The 16726-nt window shown below is 63.2% G+C and carries 13 protein-coding genes, 1 pseudogene and 1 riboswitch; of the genes and pseudogenes, 8 read left to right on the forward strand and 6 right to left on the reverse strand.

Annotated elements, in window-relative coordinates:
* Window positions 1-30 precede the first annotated feature (30 nt).
* The 3 genes from IC232_RS02755 to IC232_RS02765 all read right to left on the reverse strand — a co-directional run bounded on the left by IC232_RS02755 (window position 31) and on the right by IC232_RS02765 (window position 3871).
* Window positions 31-825 (reverse strand): hypothetical protein, encoded by a 795-nt coding sequence (locus IC232_RS02755; RefSeq protein WP_190843348.1) that lies wholly within the window; start codon window positions 823-825, stop codon window positions 31-33.
* Between the two features lie 371 nt (window positions 826-1196).
* Window positions 1197-2672: an aldehyde dehydrogenase family protein gene (locus IC232_RS02760; protein ID WP_190843349.1), complete on the reverse strand. Its 1476-nt coding sequence runs from the start codon at window positions 2670-2672 to the stop codon at window positions 1197-1199.
* A gap of 2 nt (window positions 2673-2674) precedes the next feature.
* Window positions 2675-3871, reverse strand: a complete 1197-nt coding sequence (locus IC232_RS02765) for a fumarylacetoacetate hydrolase family protein (RefSeq protein WP_190843350.1) — start codon at window positions 3869-3871, stop codon at window positions 2675-2677.
* Between the two features lie 224 nt (window positions 3872-4095).
* On the opposite strand from IC232_RS02765, the gene IC232_RS02770 reads away from it, so the two are divergent.
* From IC232_RS02770 to chrA, 4 genes and pseudogenes are all read left to right on the forward strand, one after another.
* Window positions 4096-4311, forward strand: coding sequence for a hypothetical protein (locus IC232_RS02770; RefSeq protein ID WP_190843351.1), 216 nt, complete (start codon window positions 4096-4098; stop codon window positions 4309-4311).
* A gap of 86 nt (window positions 4312-4397) precedes the next feature.
* Window positions 4398-5152, forward strand: a pseudogene (locus tag IC232_RS02775) (LOG family protein).
* Between the two features lie 136 nt (window positions 5153-5288).
* Window positions 5289-6113 carry a chromate resistance protein ChrB domain-containing protein gene (locus IC232_RS02780; protein WP_190843352.1) on the forward strand — a complete coding sequence of 275 codons (825 nt, stop codon included), beginning with the start codon at window positions 5289-5291 and terminating at the stop codon, window positions 6111-6113.
* 13 nt (window positions 6114-6126) lie between these two features.
* Window positions 6127-7515 (forward strand): chromate efflux transporter, encoded by a 1389-nt coding sequence (chrA, locus tag IC232_RS02785; protein WP_409564845.1) that lies wholly within the window; start codon window positions 6127-6129, stop codon window positions 7513-7515.
* A 39-nt stretch (window positions 7516-7554) separates the two neighbouring features.
* Here the strand turns inward: chrA and IC232_RS02790 are convergent, their stop codons facing one another.
* The 3 genes from IC232_RS02790 to IC232_RS02800 form a co-directional block, all read right to left on the reverse strand.
* Window positions 7555-8334, reverse strand: coding sequence for an SDR family oxidoreductase (locus tag IC232_RS02790; RefSeq protein ID WP_190843354.1), 780 nt, complete (start codon window positions 8332-8334; stop codon window positions 7555-7557).
* Between the two features lie 17 nt (window positions 8335-8351).
* Window positions 8352-9263, reverse strand: a complete 912-nt coding sequence (locus IC232_RS02795; RefSeq protein ID WP_409564837.1) for a dihydrodipicolinate synthase family protein — start codon at window positions 9261-9263, stop codon at window positions 8352-8354.
* 125 nt (window positions 9264-9388) lie between these two features.
* Entirely contained in the window at window positions 9389-10699 is a 1311-nt protein-coding gene (locus IC232_RS02800) for an Hsp70 family protein (RefSeq protein WP_190843356.1), read from the reverse strand.
* Between the two features lie 183 nt (window positions 10700-10882).
* On the opposite strand from IC232_RS02800, the gene IC232_RS02805 reads away from it, so the two are divergent.
* From IC232_RS02805 to IC232_RS02820, 4 genes are all read left to right on the forward strand, one after another.
* Complete coding sequence (locus tag IC232_RS02805; RefSeq protein ID WP_190843357.1) at window positions 10883-13225, forward strand: Tex family protein; 2343 nt, start codon at window positions 10883-10885, stop codon at window positions 13223-13225.
* Between the two features lie 47 nt (window positions 13226-13272).
* A riboswitch (TPP riboswitch) is annotated at window positions 13273-13379 on the forward strand.
* A 69-nt stretch (window positions 13380-13448) separates the two neighbouring features.
* Complete coding sequence (gene thiB / locus IC232_RS02810) at window positions 13449-14453, forward strand: thiamine ABC transporter substrate binding subunit (RefSeq protein WP_190843358.1); 1005 nt, start codon at window positions 13449-13451, stop codon at window positions 14451-14453.
* A 6-nt stretch (window positions 14454-14459) separates the two neighbouring features.
* The gene (locus IC232_RS02815; RefSeq protein ID WP_190843359.1) at window positions 14460-16037 is read left to right on the forward strand and encodes an ABC transporter permease subunit; all 1578 of its coding nucleotides are present in this window, start codon (window positions 14460-14462) and stop codon (window positions 16035-16037) included.
* Window positions 16024-16725, forward strand: coding sequence for an ATP-binding cassette domain-containing protein (locus tag IC232_RS02820; protein WP_190843360.1), 702 nt, complete (start codon window positions 16024-16026; stop codon window positions 16723-16725). The genes IC232_RS02815 and IC232_RS02820 overlap by 14 nt, the downstream gene beginning before the upstream one ends.
* Window position 16726: the final 1 nt, after the last annotated feature.

The following is a 16726-nucleotide window of genomic DNA, read 5'->3' on the forward strand; positions in this document are numbered from 1 at the left end:
GCCATCGGGGGCTTCCTTGAATGAGCCGGATCAGCGGCGCTGAGGCCGGAGCGATCGGGCCAGCTCGCGGATGACGTTGTCCTCGATGTTGAGGTTCAGATCGTTGTCATCGTTGTTGTCGTCGTCATGCATGTCGGTGTCTGCCGGAGCGGCGGGCCTGGACAGAACACCGCGCTGCTGTGCCGCCGGCCTTTCATTGGCCTGAGCCGCAGGTGCCGGCGGAGGGGCATTCCGCTGCTGCCCTCCTGCCTGCTCGGCGGAATTGCGCGCGGGTGCATGAGGCGTGTAACCCCGCGGCGCCACATAGCGGTTTTCCAGAGCATCGAGCAGGCTGTTGAGCGCGGCGTTCGACATGGGAACGTCAGGCGCTTGAGGAGCGCCTTCCAGTGCAATGGAGCGGTTCTGATAAGGAACTTCCATCGTGACATCCGCGCCGAACCAGGACAGAGGCCGGAAATCGCGGGCCTCGTCCTCGCTCTCGAAGAACACGGAGATCAGGTCGAGTGGACCCGGTGTCACGAAGCGGAGGATCTGGATATCGCGGGTGCCGACCGTCAGATGCGTGAGCAGGTAGTCGAGCTTGCCCGGCGTGACGTCGAGCAGCGCTTCGGCATGAGCCCGCGGAACCTCGGTGCGCTCCTCGATCGGCCCATTGGGGCTCGCGTGAACCAGAACGAGGCTGCCCTTGTCACCTTCGACGACCACGAAGGAGCTGCGGTCGGCCTGATTGGGGAAGTGGCCTTCCGTGACACGATTGCCTCCCCGCTCCTTGCGAATGAGTCGCGCAAGAGAAGAGGCAATGAGGTAACGCCGGGAAGTAACCATATTAAGTTCTCTACTATTAACAGAGCGCTACGCACCAGCTCGAAGAACTTGCAGCATTCTGACTCAAAACAACGAAGTTACAATTCATACTCCGGAGGCAACTCGCCTGGATTCGACATGCAACAACGTTTGATACTGCGGAAATTCGAGCGTGTCAGCGAAATCTCTTGAAAGCCTATGATGGCGTTCGCGTGGCAAAGTTCAATGGATGTGGCAAAAAGCTGCCAGAGTTTTGTCGATAGAGTTAATGGAGCTCGATCCATGTGCTCCAATGTTCACCCAAAGAGTCAGTCCATCACATAGGTTAAGCTCCGGCATCTCATTGAAGAAAATGCCGGAGCCGGAATGCTTCGCGCTTCGAAGGAGCGAGGTTACTCGCTTGCTGTGGTCTTCGGCACGTAGGGTGAATTTCCGTCGAAGGTGTAGGCGGTCTTCACCGTGGTGTAGAACTCGGCTGCATAGCGGCCCTGCTCGCGCGGACCGTAGGACGAGCCCTTTCGGCCACCGAATGGCACATGGTAGTCCACACCGGCGGTCGGCAGGTTCACCATTACCATGCCGGCTTCCGCATTGCGCTTGAAATGGGAAGCGTATTTCAGGCTCGTGGTGCAGATGCCTGACGACAGCCCGAACGGCGTGTCGTTGGCAATCTCCAGCGCCTCGTCGTAGTCCTTGGCCCGGATCACCGTTGCCACCGGCCCGAAGATCTCTTCGCGCGCCACCCGCATCCGGTTGTCCACCTCCGTGAACAGGGCTGGCTCCAGATAGAAGCCGGGCGCGTCGCGCTTGAGCAACTCGCCACCCGCCACCAGCTTGGCGCCCTCCTCCTGGCCGATGCGGATGTACTTCAGGTCCTGGTCGAGCTGGCCCTGATCCACCACCGGGCCGATATGGGTGCCGGCCTTCAAGGCATCGTCCACCACCAAGCCGGCCATGCGCTCCTGCATGGCGGCCACGAACCGGTCGTGAATGCCCTCGGTCACGATCAGCCGTGAGGAAGCGGTGCAGCGCTGGCCGGTGGAGAAGAAAGCTGAGTTGACGGCGCAGTCCACCGCCACCTTGAGATCGGCATCGTCGAGCACCACCATCGGGTTCTTGCCGCCCATCTCTAGCTGCAGCTTCTTCATCGGATCGGCCGTGATGCAGGTCTGCGCCACGCGGCGTCCGGTGGGCACCGAGCCGGTGAAGGAGATCGCCGACACCTTGGGGCTCTGCAGCATGGCCTCGCCCACCACCGAGCCCTTGCCCATCACCAGGTTGAACACGCCGGCCGGCACGCCGGCCCGGATGATGATCTCTGAGAGCGCGTGGGCAGAGCCCGGCACCAGCTCGGCGGGCTTGAACACCACCGTGTTGCCGTAGGCCAGCGCCGGGGCGATCTTCCAGGCCGGGATGGCGATGGGGAAGTTCCAGGGGGTGATCAGGCCGATGACGCCTACCGGCTCGCGGGTGATCTCCACGTCGATGAGCGGCCGCACGGATGGCAGCTTCTCGCCGGCCAGCCGCAGGCATTCACCGGCGAAGAAGTGGAAGATCTGGGCCGCGCGTGTCACCTCGCCGATGCCCTCGGGGAGCGTCTTGCCCTCTTCGCGGGAGAGGAGCCGTCCAAGTTCTTCCTTGCGGGCCAGGATCTCGTCGCCGACGCTTTTCAGGATGTCGTGGCGCTGCTGGATCGAGGAGCGCGACCAGGCCGGGAAAGCATCATAGGCTGCCGCAATGGCGCGCTCGGCTTCCGCCGCCGATGCGCGGGCGAACTCGCCCACCACATCAGCAGTGTTCGAAGGGTTGATGTTCGGCGAGGCTTCTGACGCCGCAAGCCACTCGCCCGCAATATAGTTCTTCGTCATCGTTAACCTGCCTGTCTGGTGTTGATGAGGCCCCGCTGGGCCAAGTTGGACATGAGTGCGCGCAGACCAAAGGTCCAGGGCTCGCATTCGGAGCTGGGCTTCATGCGGTTCATGAGCGCCCCGAGTTTAGGCGCTGCTATGGTGACGATGTCGCCATGCTTGTGGGTGAAGCCCATGCCGGGCTCGCCCCGATCCTGCGTGGGAGCGAACATCGTTCCCAGGAAAAGCGCAAAACCGTCCGGGTATTGATGGTGCGGCCCGACGGTCTGGACGACCAGATCCTCGGGATCGCGGCTGATCTTCGTGATCGAGGATGAACCTTCGAGCCTGAACCCGTCCTCCCCTTCCACCGTGAGCGTCACCGTGGTCTGGCGTACATCATCGAGAGAGAAGGTCTCGTCGAAGAACCGGACGAAGGGACCGACCGAGCAGGACGCATTGTTGTCCTTCGCCTTCGAGAGCAGCAGAGCCGAGCGGCCTTCGAAATCGCGCAGGTTCACGTCATTGCCGAGGGTCGCGCCCACGATCTTTCCTTGAGCGGTGACGATCACCACCACTTCCGGCTCAGGGTTATTCCAAGTGGATTTGGGGTGCAGACCCGCATCCATGAAGGCACCGACGGACGAGAGGGTCGGGGCCTTGGTGAAGACCTCCGCGTCCGGCCCAATTCCCACCTCAAGATACTGGCTCCAGGCACCCTGGGCCATGAGAACATCTTTCAGCGCCATGGCCTCGGCGGAGCCCGGCTTGAGACGGCTGAGATCATCGCCCACGAGCCGGAGAACCTCGGCCCGGATGGTGGCCGCCGCGCTGGCATCGCCCCGCGCCCGCTCCTCGATGACACGCTCCAGCATGGAGACCGCGAACGTCACGCCGGCAGCCTTGATGACCTGAAGGTCGATCGGCGCCAAAAGCCAGGGCTTCGAGGAATCGCGGCTGTCGGGGGCCGTATTGGCAGCAATGTCCTCCAGCGAGCCGACTCTCTCGCCCTGCGCAGCCTTCAACGCACGCGCCGGATCATCCATGGCGGCAAGATCGCTGACCGTGGAGCATGTGGAGGAGATATCGAACAGGCCATCCTCCCTCACGGCAACCACCGACGGTCCCAAGCCGGGACGCCAGACACGCCCGACGAGCGCCCCCTGGAACCCGTCTTCCGGCAGGATACGGGCAATGTTCGTTGAAGACAGGTGGTTCATCGGCCGGCGCTCGCTTTCCTTGAGGGTTGTGCTTCGCCCTCTTCCCTTGTTTGCCCTTGATATAGCGAGCATGCCGCAAGGGGCTATAGGGAAAATTCATTGCAGCCTTGCTCTGCGGGGAGGTCTCGGAACAAACCCGGTTCATCCCCCGTTCGCAGCTTAAGTTATGCAACTGCGATGCCATGAATGTGCCGTCGGGCACCGAGCCAAGAAGGATGCGAGACATGTCCGATACGCCATCCCCCAATCCACAGCCCGACGTGCCCAATCCTGCACCCCAGCCCGTGCATCCCGATCCGGGCCCCACCGGCATTCCGAGCCCTCAGGAGCCGGTCGGCGTGCCACCCGTCACACCCAGCGATGTCCCCAGCCCAGCCGAGCCGGTGGGCATTCCTCCCTCAGGGCCCCAGGAACTCCCAATCGGTCCATTGGGGAATTAACGCCGCTTCGAAACTGTGCTTTGTGCGTGGCCGGGGCAAAGTAGCCCCACTCCATGGATGAGAGCAAGCGTTCGACTGCGGCCAACATGGCCTCGCCCTCCTATCGTTTGGCTGTGCTTGATCAGGACTTCCTGCTCGGCGATTCCACGCGCGGCGTGCGGTTCATGCTGGAATATGCCAAGGCCGAGGAGAGCCTGCGGACCTGGGGCGTGCGATCGACCATCGTCGTGTTCGGCAGCGCGCGCATCCGGGAGGACGGACCGGGCAGGCATCCCTTCTGGTATCAGGAGGCGCGCTCCTTCGGCGCCATCGCTTTGCAGCGCGGCGGCGCGATGACGGTCACAAGCGGGACACGCGACAATGTCATCGCCACAGGCGGCGGGCCCGGCATTATGGAGGCCGCCAATCGGGGGCATCCGATGTGGGGGCGCCATCGATCGGCTTCAACATCACCCTGCCGCACGAGCAGGAGCCCAACGCCTATTCGACCCCGGACCTGACCTTCCGCTTTCATTATTTCGCGATGCGAAAGATGCATCTGGCCATGCGGGCCAATGCCCTGGTGGTGTTCCCGGGAGGTTTCGGCACCTTGGACGAACTGTTCGAGATCCTGACACTCCGGCAGACAGGCAAGGCGCCGCCCCTGCCCATCGTGCTCTTCGACAAAGCCTATTGGCAATCCGTCATCAAGTTCGACGCTCTCCTCGAACATGGCATGGTGGGCGAAAGGGATCGCGAACTGGTCAACTTCGCTGATACGGCCGAGGACGTTTGGAGCACACTCGTCGAGAATGGTCTCGTGGTTCAGACGCTCGAGAGAGGTTCGGAGCAGGATTTCTGAGGCTGGGTCGGAGCCGGTTGAATTGATTTGACAAAATTGCGGGGCTGAACTTTCATGACACTCATGGGGATCGCGATCTCCCCACGAGGCGACATGCCCAAGCATCGCATCCGCACCAAACACTCACGGATGCATCATGTCGTCATTCAACACCATCTCGGCTGAAAAGCTTGCTCGCCTTATCGGCACACCCAGGTGCCCGGTCCTCATTGATGTCCGCACTGTAGAGGATTTTAGGAGCGATCCACGTCTCATTCCAGCCTCCATCAGGCGTCCGTTCGAGACGGTCTCAGACTGGGCTCAAGAGTTCACAGGCAGATCCGCCATCGTGATCTGCCAGAAAGGGCTTAAGCTCAGCCATGGCGTTGCAGCCTGGCTCCGCCATACAGGCATCCCGGCCGACACCCTCGAGGGAGGGAGTTTGGCCTGGGCCCAGGCTGACCTGCCAATGGTGCCCAGCGCAAGGATTCCATCCCGCAACCGGCAGGAGCGAACGATCTGGGTGACCCGCTCGCGCCCTAAGATCGACCGGATCGCCTGTCCATGGCTGATCCGCCGCTTAGTTGATCCGAACGCGGTGTTCCTGTTCGTTCCGACTTCGGAAGTTCCTGGCGTCGTGGAGCGATTTGGGGCGACGCCCTTCGACATCGAGGGCGAGAATGTCTTCTGGAGCCACCGCGGGGAGCTTTGCACCTTCGATGTGATGGTTGAGGAGTTCGGTCTCGGCACCGAAGCCCTGAAACGCCTCGCCACGATCGTAAGGGGTGCCGACACGGCTCGACTTGACCTTGCTCCTGAAGCGGCTGGTCTGCTAGCCGCGTCCCTGGGACTATCGCGCATGTATTCAGATGATCTCGCCCAGCTTGAAGCTGGGCTTCTGCTCTATGACGCCTTCTATCGCTGGTGCCGGGATGCTACCGATGAAACCCACAACTGGCCATCAAAGAAGCCGGGAGCCTGATATGAGCGAGACGATGCAGGGTACACAGAGCTCGACATCTCACTCCGTGCCAAGCCATGGCGTCTCCTTCGGCGAAGCCTTCCGGGTCTGGCTGCGGGTCGCAGCCCTCAGCTTTGGCGGGCCCGCAGGCCAGATCGCCGTGATGCACCGCATCCTGGTGGAAGAGAAGCGCTGGATCTCGGAGAGCCGGTTTCTCCATGCGCTCAACTACTGCATGCTGCTGCCGGGGCCGGAGGCGCAGCAGCTGGCCACCTATGTGGGTTGGCTCATGCACCGCACGCGCGGCGGCATCATGGCCGGCGGCCTGTTCATCCTGCCGGGCATCATCGCCATCATGGGCCTGAGCTGGATCTATGCCCTCTACGGCGAGGTCGGCTTCGTTGCGGCGCTTTTCTTCGGCCTGAAGGCGGCCGTGCTCGCCATCGTACTCGAAGCGGTGGTGCGGATTGGCAAGCGGGCGCTCAAGAACCGGATCTTGATCGGGATAGCGGCGGCTGCCTTCGTGGCGATTTTCTTTTTGGACGCGCCATTCCCGTTGATCATCCTGGCAGCCGGCCTGATCGGTTTTCTCGGCGGAAGAGCAAACCTGCAGCAGTTTCAGGTCGGCGGGCATGGCAGCCAGAGTGCAGAGGAAAGCGACAACCTGCTCGGAGAACATCTGCCAGATCACGCAAGACCCAGCACAGGACGAAGCCTGCGCATCGCCGCCGTGTGGCTCGCACTCTGGCTCGTGCCGGTTGCCGCCCTCCTGCTGCTTCTCGGCGGCGGCAACGTCTTCAGCCAGATTGCGGTCTTCTTCTCAAAAATGGCGATGGTGACCTTCGGCGGCGCCTACGCAGTCCTGGCCTATGTGGCGCAGCAGGCGGTTGAAACCTATGGCTGGCTGCAGCCCGGAGAGATGCTGGACGGCCTCGGCATGGCTGAGACGACACCGGGTCCCTTGATCATGGTGCTGCAGTTCGTGGGCTTCATGGCAGCCTTTCGGGATGCAGGCGCGCTCCATCCGCTTCTGGCAGGCACGCTCGGCGGCCTTCTCGCCACGTGGGTGACCTTTGCACCCTGCTTCCTCTGGATCTTCCTCGGTGCTCCTTACATCGAGGTGTTGCGCGGCAACCGCTCCTTAAGCGGCGCCTTGACGGCCATCACGGCGGCCGTTGTGGGCGTGATCCTGAACCTCGCGATCTGGTTCGGCATCCACACGATCTTCAGGGACGTTCGCCCCGTGGAGTGGGGCATTTTCAACTTCGATGCGCCAGTGTGGGGGAGCGTGAACCTCTGGGCGCTGCTGCTGTCGGCGGCCGCCATCGTCGCCATGTTCCGCTTGCACGTCGGAATGTTGCCAACCCTGGCTGCGACGTCGGCTGCAGGCATTGCTCTCTACACAGCCGGCATCATCACGTGAGGGTGGGGTGAGGCAGGATATTGCCTCACCCGTTGTCGATCAGGTCACGGACGAGATCTGTCCGCCATCGACGCGCAGGATCGAGCCTGTCATGAAAGAGGCCTTCTCGCTGGCGAGAAACACGGCGGCAGCCGCGAACTCCTCAATCTCGCCATAGCGGCCGGCCGGAATGCCTGCGCGCGCGGCGGCGGCCACATCCTCCACGGAGCGGCCCGTGCGCTCGGCATTGGCAGCATCGAGCTGCTTCAGGCGGTCGGTGGCGATGCGACCCGGCGCAATGGCATTCACCGTCACGCCAGAGGACGCCACCTCGCTCGCCAGCGTCTTACCCCAGCCCACGAGCGCGGGGCGGATGGCGTTGGAAATGGCGAGGTTCGGGATCGGCTGGATGACGCCGGACGAGATCACAGAGATGATGCGGCCGAACTTGCGCTCGATCATGCCGGGCAGCACCTGATCGGCGATGCGCACCAGATTGACGAACATCGCATCGAACGATTGCCGCCACTGATCGGACGACACGCCCTGTGCTTTTCCGGGCGGCGGACCGCCGCTGTTGAGCACAAGGATGTCGACACCACCAAGAGCCTCCATCACGTCCTTGACCAGCGCATCGACCTGATCGACCTTGCCGGTGTCGCAGATGAACGGGACAACATCCTTGCCGATCTTGTCGGCGGCAGCCTTAGAGCCTTCCATCGTGCGGCTCGCGATAGCCACGCGGGCACCCTCTTCCGCCAGTCCTTGGGCAATGCCGAAGCCCAAACCCTTGCTCGCGCCGAGCACGAGCGCGCGCTTGCCTTCCAATCCTGTTTTCATCTTAGAATCCTCTTGTCTTACGAGCGCTCGATGCGCTCCATCAGCCATTCGATGTCGGCGATCGTTTCCGGGCTCAGCTTCGGCCCAGGCTTGCGCAGCGTGTCGGTCGCGATGATGCCACGCCGCTTCAGCACATATTTGCGGACAGCCAGACCGACGCCGGGCTGCGTCTCGTAGCGCACCAGCGGCAGGTGCCGGTCGAAGAGGTCGTGCGCCTCTGTCCGCTTGCCCTGGTTGATGAGGTTGACCACGCCCACCAGCATCTCGGGGTAGGCGTAGCCCGTCATGGCACCGTCGGCCCCGCGCTCCATCTCGAAGGGCAGGAACATGCCGCCGTTGCCGCACAGGATCGAAACACGACGCGCTTGGCCGGAATCGCTCGCGCGGCGTAGGGTGGTGATCTTGTCGAGACCCGGCCAGTCCTCGTGCTTCAACATCACGCAGGAGGGGCTCTGCTCGATGATGCGCATGATCACCTTTGGGGTCATGACTACGTTCGTCGTGAGCGGGTAGTCCTGGAGCACCCACGGCACATCCGTACCGATGGCTTCAATCGCATCGGCATAATAGGAAACGATCTGGTCATCGGTCTTCAAGGTCGAAGGCGGGGCGATCATCACACCGGCGGCGCCCGCATCCATCACTTTGGAGGACAGGCCCGACATGGCGGCAAAACCCGCTGCGGACACGCCGACGACCACGGGAACCCGGCCGGCCACCGTCTTGATGACCTGGCGGGCGAAGGCCAATGCCTCGTCGGCCGCAAGCTTTGGCGCCTCGCCCATGATCCCGAGAATCGTCAGCCCGGTCGCGCCGGCCTTCAGATAGGCCTCGACCATCCGGTCGGTGGAGGCGACGTCCAGCCGCCCGTCGCTCTCGAAGGGCGTGGGACAGATAACGTAGACGCCGGCGGCTGAACTGGTGAGCAAGGCTTCCTCCATGGCAGAGCTTGGCAAAGGGTCAGGGGACCCTCATACACCTGCTTTCCGCCCGGCGCACTACCCTAACGCGACCTCGGCCGCGGCCAGAGCCAGACTCGCTGGACCCCCAAAATCTAGTTGGCAACCGCCCAGCGGCCTGGCTCCTCTGACTGGCCAATGAGGGCAAGGCCATAGGCGATCGATTCGAACTGATCGGCGGAGGTCAGGCAGCTCTCTCCGAAGCGTTCCACGAACAGGCGGCGGATGGTGGGCACGAAGGATGTGCCGCCGGTGAGGAAGACGCGCTCGATCTGCTCCGGCTTCACACCGGCCTTGGCAAGCGCCTCATCCACGGTGCCGGCAATTTTCTGAACATCCTCGGCAATCCAGCCGTCGAAATCGGCGCGAGTGATCCGCGCCTGGATGTCGACGCCCTCGCTCCGGAAGCTGAAATCCGTTTCCTCCTGGCTTGAGAGCGCCACCTTGGCCGACGACACGGCGCGATAGAGGGCGAAGCCCAGATCGTATTCGACGATATCGATGAATTTCTCGAGCGGTTCGGGCTCGAGGGCGGCACGGGCGAGCTCCCGCAGTTCCTTCAGATCGCCGCTGCCCTTCATCATCGCCAGCTGGTTCCAGCGGGCGAAGTTGGCGTAGTAGTGGTTGGGGATCGACAGGATCTTGTCCATCGAGCGGTAGAGCCCGCCTTTGCCGAGGCGGGGCGAGACGACCCGGTCGACGATCCGGTAATCGAAGGCATCGCCCGCAATCCCGATGCCCGCATGGCCCAGAGGCTCCGCCCGCAGCACTCCACCGGCTTTCGAAAAGCGCATGACGGAAAAGTCGCTTGTGCCGCCCCCGAAATCGGCCACGAGCACGGTGGCGTCGTGGTCGAGCTGCCGTGCATAGAAGAAGGCCGCGCCCACAGGCTCATAGACATAGCGGGCATGCTCCGCCCCCAAGCGACCAAACGCGGCCCGGTAACGCTGCATGGCGAGATCGTCATTCGGATTGTAGCCGGCGAACTGGACCGGCCGGCCGATGATGACGTTCCGCGCACTCCAATCCAGGCGGGAACCGCCATGGCGCACGAGGGTGCGCAGGAAGGCGCTCAGCAGATCCTCGAAGCCGTAGCGCTCCCGGAAGATGCGCGTTTCCTTGAAGGTGGCGCTCGCTGCGAAGGTCTTGAACGACTGGATGAACCGGTGGGCATGAAGCCCCTCCAGGAACTGCTCGATGGCCCAGGGACCGCCTTCGACCTGGGTCCGCAGGCCGTTGCCGTGGCGCTCGTCCCAGAAGCAGAGCGCGGTCACATAGACCTTGAGGCTCTCGCCCCCATGCTCGAAAGTCAGCGCCTCCACCTGCCCGTCCGGGCTCGCGATCGCCACGACCGTGTTGCTGGTGCCGAAATCGATGCCGATGGAAAAATCGTGGGGTTGTGGCATGGGGACCTCGGGCGCGGACGGGAAGGGCCGGACGGTCTATACGCCAAGGCTTCCGGAGCCAAGCGAAATCACCGGGAAAAGCGCTTTCCCTTCGGGCACTGCGACCCTGGCGCTGTGGACGGGCCGTTGACCCGGGGGCGCCCCGCGCCGTAGAAGCCGCGCCTCAACCTTTCGGAGACTTTCATGCTATCCATCGGCCAGCGCATTGCGAGCGAACTGAATGTTCAGGAATGGCAGGTCAAGGCGGCTATCGACCTCCTCGACGGCGGCTCGACCGTGCCGTTCATCGCGCGCTACCGCAAGGAAGTCACCGGCACCCTGGACGACGCCCAGCTGCGCACCCTGGAAGAGCGCCTGAGCTACCTGCGCGAGCTGGAGAGCCGACGCAAGACGATCCTCGACAGCGTCCGCGAGCAGGGCAAGCTTACCGACGAACTGGCGCTCCAGATCAACACCGCCGACACGAAGGCTCGGCTTGAGGATCTTTATCTCCCCTACAAGCCGAAGCGGCGCACCAAGGCGCAGATCGCCAAGGAGGCTGGCCTGGAGCCGCTGGCCGACCTGCTCCTGAACGCCCCAACCCGTGCCCCGAAGGAGGCTGCGGCTGCCTTCGTGAACCCGGAGAAGGATGTGGCAACGCCGGAAGCGGCCCTCGAAGGCGCGCGCTCCATCCTGGTCGAGCGCTTTGCCGAGAACGCGGAGCTGCTGGGCGCCTTGCGCGACATCTATTGGGAGCGCGGCAGCCTCACCTCCAAGGTGCGCGACGGCAAGCAGGCTGACGGCGCAAAATTCTCCGACTACTTCGACTTCGCCGAGCCCCTGACGAAGCTGCCCTCCCACCGCATCCTCGCGCTGTTCCGCGGCGAGAAGGAGGAGATCCTCGACCTGCGCATGGAGGAGGACAAGGACGCTGCCGAGCCCGGCTATGTCAGCCGCTACGAAGGCCGCGTCGCGCTTGCGTTCAACATCACCGATCAGGGCCGCGCCGGAGACAAGTGGCTTCTCGACACGGTGCGCTGGGCGTGGCGGACGAAGCTGCGCTTCTCCATCGAACTCGACATGAAGATGAAGCTCTGGCAGCTGGCTGAGGACGAGGCCGTGAAGGTCTTCGCCGGGAACCTGCGCGACCTGCTGCTGGCAGCACCTGCCGGTGCGCGCCCGACGCTCGGCCTCGATCCGGGCTACCGCACAGGCGTGAAGGTGGCCGTGGTGGATGCCACCGGCAAGGTGGTGGCAACGGACACCATTTACCCGCACGAGCCGAAGCGGCAATGGGACGAGTCCATCGCGACGCTGGCGCGTCTCTGCCGTGTGCACAAGGTCGAGCTCATCGCCATCGGCAACGGCACCGCATCGCGCGAGACGGACAAGCTCGCGGCAGAACTGGTGTCGAAATACCCGGATCTGACGCTCACAAAGATCATGGTGTCGGAAGCGGGCGCTTCCGTTTACTCGGCCTCCGCTTTTGCCAGCCAGGAGTTGCCGGATCTCGACGTTTCCATACGCGGCGCAGTCTCCATCGCCCGACGCCTGCAGGATCCTCTGGCGGAGCTCGTGAAGATCGACCCGAAATCCATCGGCGTCGGGCAGTACCAGCACGATCTGGCGGAGTACAAGCTCTCCCGCTCCCTCGATGCGGTGGTGGAGGATTGCGTGAACGCGGTCGGTGTCGATCTCAACACCGCCTCGGCCCCGCTGCTCGCCCGCGTATCGGGCCTTGGCGATTGGGTGGCGCAGAATATCGTCACCCATCGAGATGCCAACGGCCCGTTCAAGACCCGCAAGGCGCTCACCAAAGTCTCAGGCCTGGGACCCAAAACCTTCGAGCAGGCGGCAGGCTTCCTGCGCATCCCGAACGGCGACGATCCGCTCGATGCCTCAGGCGTCCACCCGGAAGCCTACCCGGTGGTGCGCCGCATTCTCGAAGCCACGAAGAGCGACATCAAGGTGGTGATCGGCAACGGCGCGGTGCTGAAGAAGCTCAACCCGCAGAGCTTCACCGACGAGAAGTTCGGCGTACCGACGGTCAAGGACATCCTGAGCGAGCTGGAGAAGCCCGGCCGCGATCCGCGCCCCGAGTTCAAGACCGCCACCTTCATGGAAGGGGTGGAGAAGATCAGCGACCTGAAACCCGGCATGATGCTGGAAGGCGTCGTCACCAACGTGGCGGCCTTCGGTGCCTTCGTGGATGTGGGCGTGCATCAGGATGGGCTGGTGCACATTTCTGCGCTCGCCGACACCTTCGTGAAGGATCCGCGCACCGTGGTGAAACCGGGTGACATCGTGAAGGTGAAGGTGCTCGAGGTCGACATTCCCCGCAAGCGCATCGCGCTCACCATGCGCATGAGCGACCCGGCCGAAAAGCGACCGGTTGGCCGCCAGGATGATAACCGGGGAGCCTTCCAGAAGCATCGGGCCCAGGCGGAGCGGAAGCCTACATCACAAGCTCCGGCTTCCGGTGGCGCCTTGGCGGACGCCCTTCGCCGGGCCTCAATGGCCGGTGGCAAGGACGGCAACCGGAAGTGATGTCAACAGGGGTGGCTTGTGGCCGCCCCTGATCTGTTCTAGAAGCAAAGCGTCTCACGGGGAGCCTCATACGGGGCTGAGAGGTGGCCAGGCCACCGACCCGTCGAACCTGATCCGGGTCATGCCGGCGGAGGGAATGAGCATGCGACATCGCCACAAAAGCCATGCCCCGTGCAATTTGCGCCGCCTGTCCGGCCTGCCTTTGCATGGGAGCGCCCTTAAGATGTTACGCCGACTGCTTCTCACCTTCGTTTCGCTCGGGCTCGCCACCGGCCTCGCCCAAGCGCAGACCAAGCCGACGCTCACCGTCTACACCTACAGCTCGTTCGCCGGGAAATACGGTCCGGCCAAGACCGTCGAGGAACGTTTTGAGGCCACCTGCAACTGCGACGTCACCTGGGTCACCGCCGAGGATGCGGGCAGCCTGCTCGGGCGGCTGCGTCTCGAAGGTCAGAACACCAAGGCCGATGCGGTCGTCGGCCTCGACATGAACCTCGTGGCGGAAGCGAAATCCCTCAACCTCTTTGCCCCACACGGCGCCGAGGTGAAGGACTTGTCGCTTCCCATCGAGTGGAAGGACGATACCTTCATCCCGTTCGACTGGGGCTATTACGCCTTCGTGTACGATGCCAACAAGCTGCCCAACCCGCCGAAGAGCCTGAAGGAACTGGTCGACAATCCCAACGGCCCCAAGGTCGTTCTGCAGGATCCCCGCACCAGCGCGCCGGGTCTCGGCCTCCTGCTCTGGATGCAGAAGGTCTATGGCGACAAGACCGGCGAGGCCTGGGGCAAGCTCAAGCCGCGCATCGTCACCTTCACCAAGGGGTGGTCCGAAGCTTATGGTCTCTTCATGAAGGGTGAGGCCGACATGGTGATGTCCTACACCACGTCTCCCGCCTACCACATCGTTGCGGAGAAGAAGGACAACTACAAGGCCGCCGCCTTCACGGAAGGCCATTACCTTCACGTGGAGCTCGCCGGCATGACGCGCACCACGAAGCAGCCGGAACTCGCGAAAAAGTTCATGGCCTTCATCCTCAGCGAGCCGTTCCAGACGGCGATCCCGGAAACCAACTGGATGTATCCGGCGAAGAACCCGCCCTCCGGCACGCCAGCCGCCCTCAAAGGCATGATCGAGCCCAGCCAGGCGCTTCTCTTCACGCCTGAGGAGGTGCAGCAGAACCGCCGCGCCTTCACCGATGCTTGGCTCAACGCCACGGCGCGCTGATCGCTCATGCTGACCTTGAGGCTGCCCCATCCCGGAACCCTGGTGGCCTTTGCCATCCTCGGCTTGGTTGCGGGCGGCTTCATCGCGCTTGCCACCTTCGATGGAGGAACGCCGACGCTTTTCTCCATCGGCCCTTACCTCGGCCGGGTGCTGGCCTTCTCGATCATCCAGGCGACGCTCTCGACTGTTCTGTCGCTTGCCCTCGGTATCGGACTTGCCCTTGCGCTTGTCCGCCGCTCATTCCCGGGTCGAAGTATCGTTCTGGCTGCTTTAAGCACCACGATGGTGATGCCCACCATTGTCGCGGTCTTCGCGGTTTTCGCCGTGTATGGCCGCAGCGGCTGGCTTTCCGAAGGGCTCACCTTCTTCGGATGGCCGGGCGGCCTCAGCATCTTCGGCTATCCGGGCATTCTCATCGCCCACGTGTTCCTGAACGCTCCTTTCGTGGCGCGGATCACGCTGGATGGCTTGAACCAGATTCCCGCCGAACATTGGCGTCTCGCGACGGCCTTCGGCTTTACGCCGGCGCAGATTTTCCGCCACCTCGACTGGCCCGTGCTGTGCGCTGAACTGCCCGGCATTGCAGGCCTCATCTTTCTCATGTGCTTCAAGAGCTTCGCCATCGTACTGGCTCTCGGGGGAGGGCCGAGCCGCTCCACCCTGGAGGTGGCGATTTACGAGGCGCTCAAGATCGATCTCGATTTCGGCCGCGTCGCCTGGCTCGCGCTGATCCAGCTCATAATCTGTCTCTCAATGACCGCGCTCCTGCATTGGGCCTTCACGCGGCCACCCGTTGGCCACACCATCCGCAGCCTTGTCCGCCGGCCGGATGCCAATGCTCCCAGCCTTAAGGTCCTGGACGGCATTATGCTCGCGATCGCAGCCCTGTTCATCGCGCCACTCGCGCTCAGCGTCTTCACCGGCGTTCGCAATATACCCGACATCCTGGAAACGGACCTTCTCCAGGCTTTCGTCACCAGCATGATCATCGCTGCAGCAGCAGCCGCGATCGCCTGCATTCTGGCTCTTGCTCTCGCCACTGCAGCGCGACGCACACGTCTCGTCCTGCGCTCGCCACGCATCGCCGCCTTCTACGATTTCCTGCCCGACACGCTCCTGGCCGTTCCACCCTTTGCGCTCACGGCCGGCCTGTTCCTGTTGATCCAGCGCTTTGGAGACCCCTCGTCCGCCGGCCTCATCCTCCTGCCGCTCATAAACGGGTTGGCTGCCGTGCCCTTCACCTACCGCTTCGTCGCGCCGCATCTGCTCACCGTGGAGGAGCGCTATGGTCGCGTAGCAGCCTCCCTCGGCGTCACCGGCTGGGCGAAGCTGACCATCATGGACTGGCCCGTTCTCAAGCGTCCGCTCGCAGCCGGTTTTGCCCTCGCCATGGCCCTGTCGTTCGGCGATTTCGGCATCATCGCGTTGTTCGGCGGTACGGAGTTGGTGACGCTGCCTTACCTTCTCTACGAGCGCCTCGGCGCCTACAGGTTGGACGAGGCCTCGGCCATCGGCCTCGCAATCGTTCTCGTCGCCTTCCTGCTCGCTCACATATCAGGTCGCCTGTCCCATGCTGGTCATTGAAAGCTGCCGCCTGTCCTGGCCCGACTTCGTGGCTGATTACTCACTGACGGTGAAGGCGGGACACTTGTGCGCTGTCATCGGGCCATCTGGCGGCGGCAAGACCACCCTGCTCCATATGATTGCCGGCTTCGAGACACCGGAGAGCGGCACATTGACCTTCGATGGTCAGAACCTGTTGCCGCTCGCACCAGCCAAGCGGCCCGTGGCTATCGTGTTCCAGGATCATAACCTGTTTCCGCACCTGAACGTCGCGCAGAATGTCGGCCTTGGGATACGGCCTTCACTTCGCCTGACCAACGATGAAAAGCTGATCATTGAGGACACTTTGGAGTCCGCCGGCCTTGAAGGCTTTGGAAACCGCAAACCTGGCGAGATGTCGGGCGGTCAGCGCCAGCGCGTAGCTCTTGCCCGCGCCCTGGTTTCGGGCCGTCCCCTGATCCTGCTCGACGAGCCTTTCAGCAGCCTCGACCCCGCCCTGCGGCGCGACATGATCCTCCTGGTCGACGAGATGCGGCGCAAGCGTCCCGTCACTATCCTCATGACGATCCACACGCCCGAGGATGCTGCGGACGTGGCCGATCAGATGACCTTTGTCGCCGACGGCAAGGTCGTTGCTTCAGGCAGGCCCGCCGAGATACTCAACAGCACGCTGGCGCCGAGGATCGCGGCAGCCATATCGAATTCGTAGA

The sequence above is a fragment of the Microvirga sp. genome, assembly GCF_014699075.1.
GTDB lineage: Bacteria > Pseudomonadota > Alphaproteobacteria > Rhizobiales > Beijerinckiaceae > Microvirga.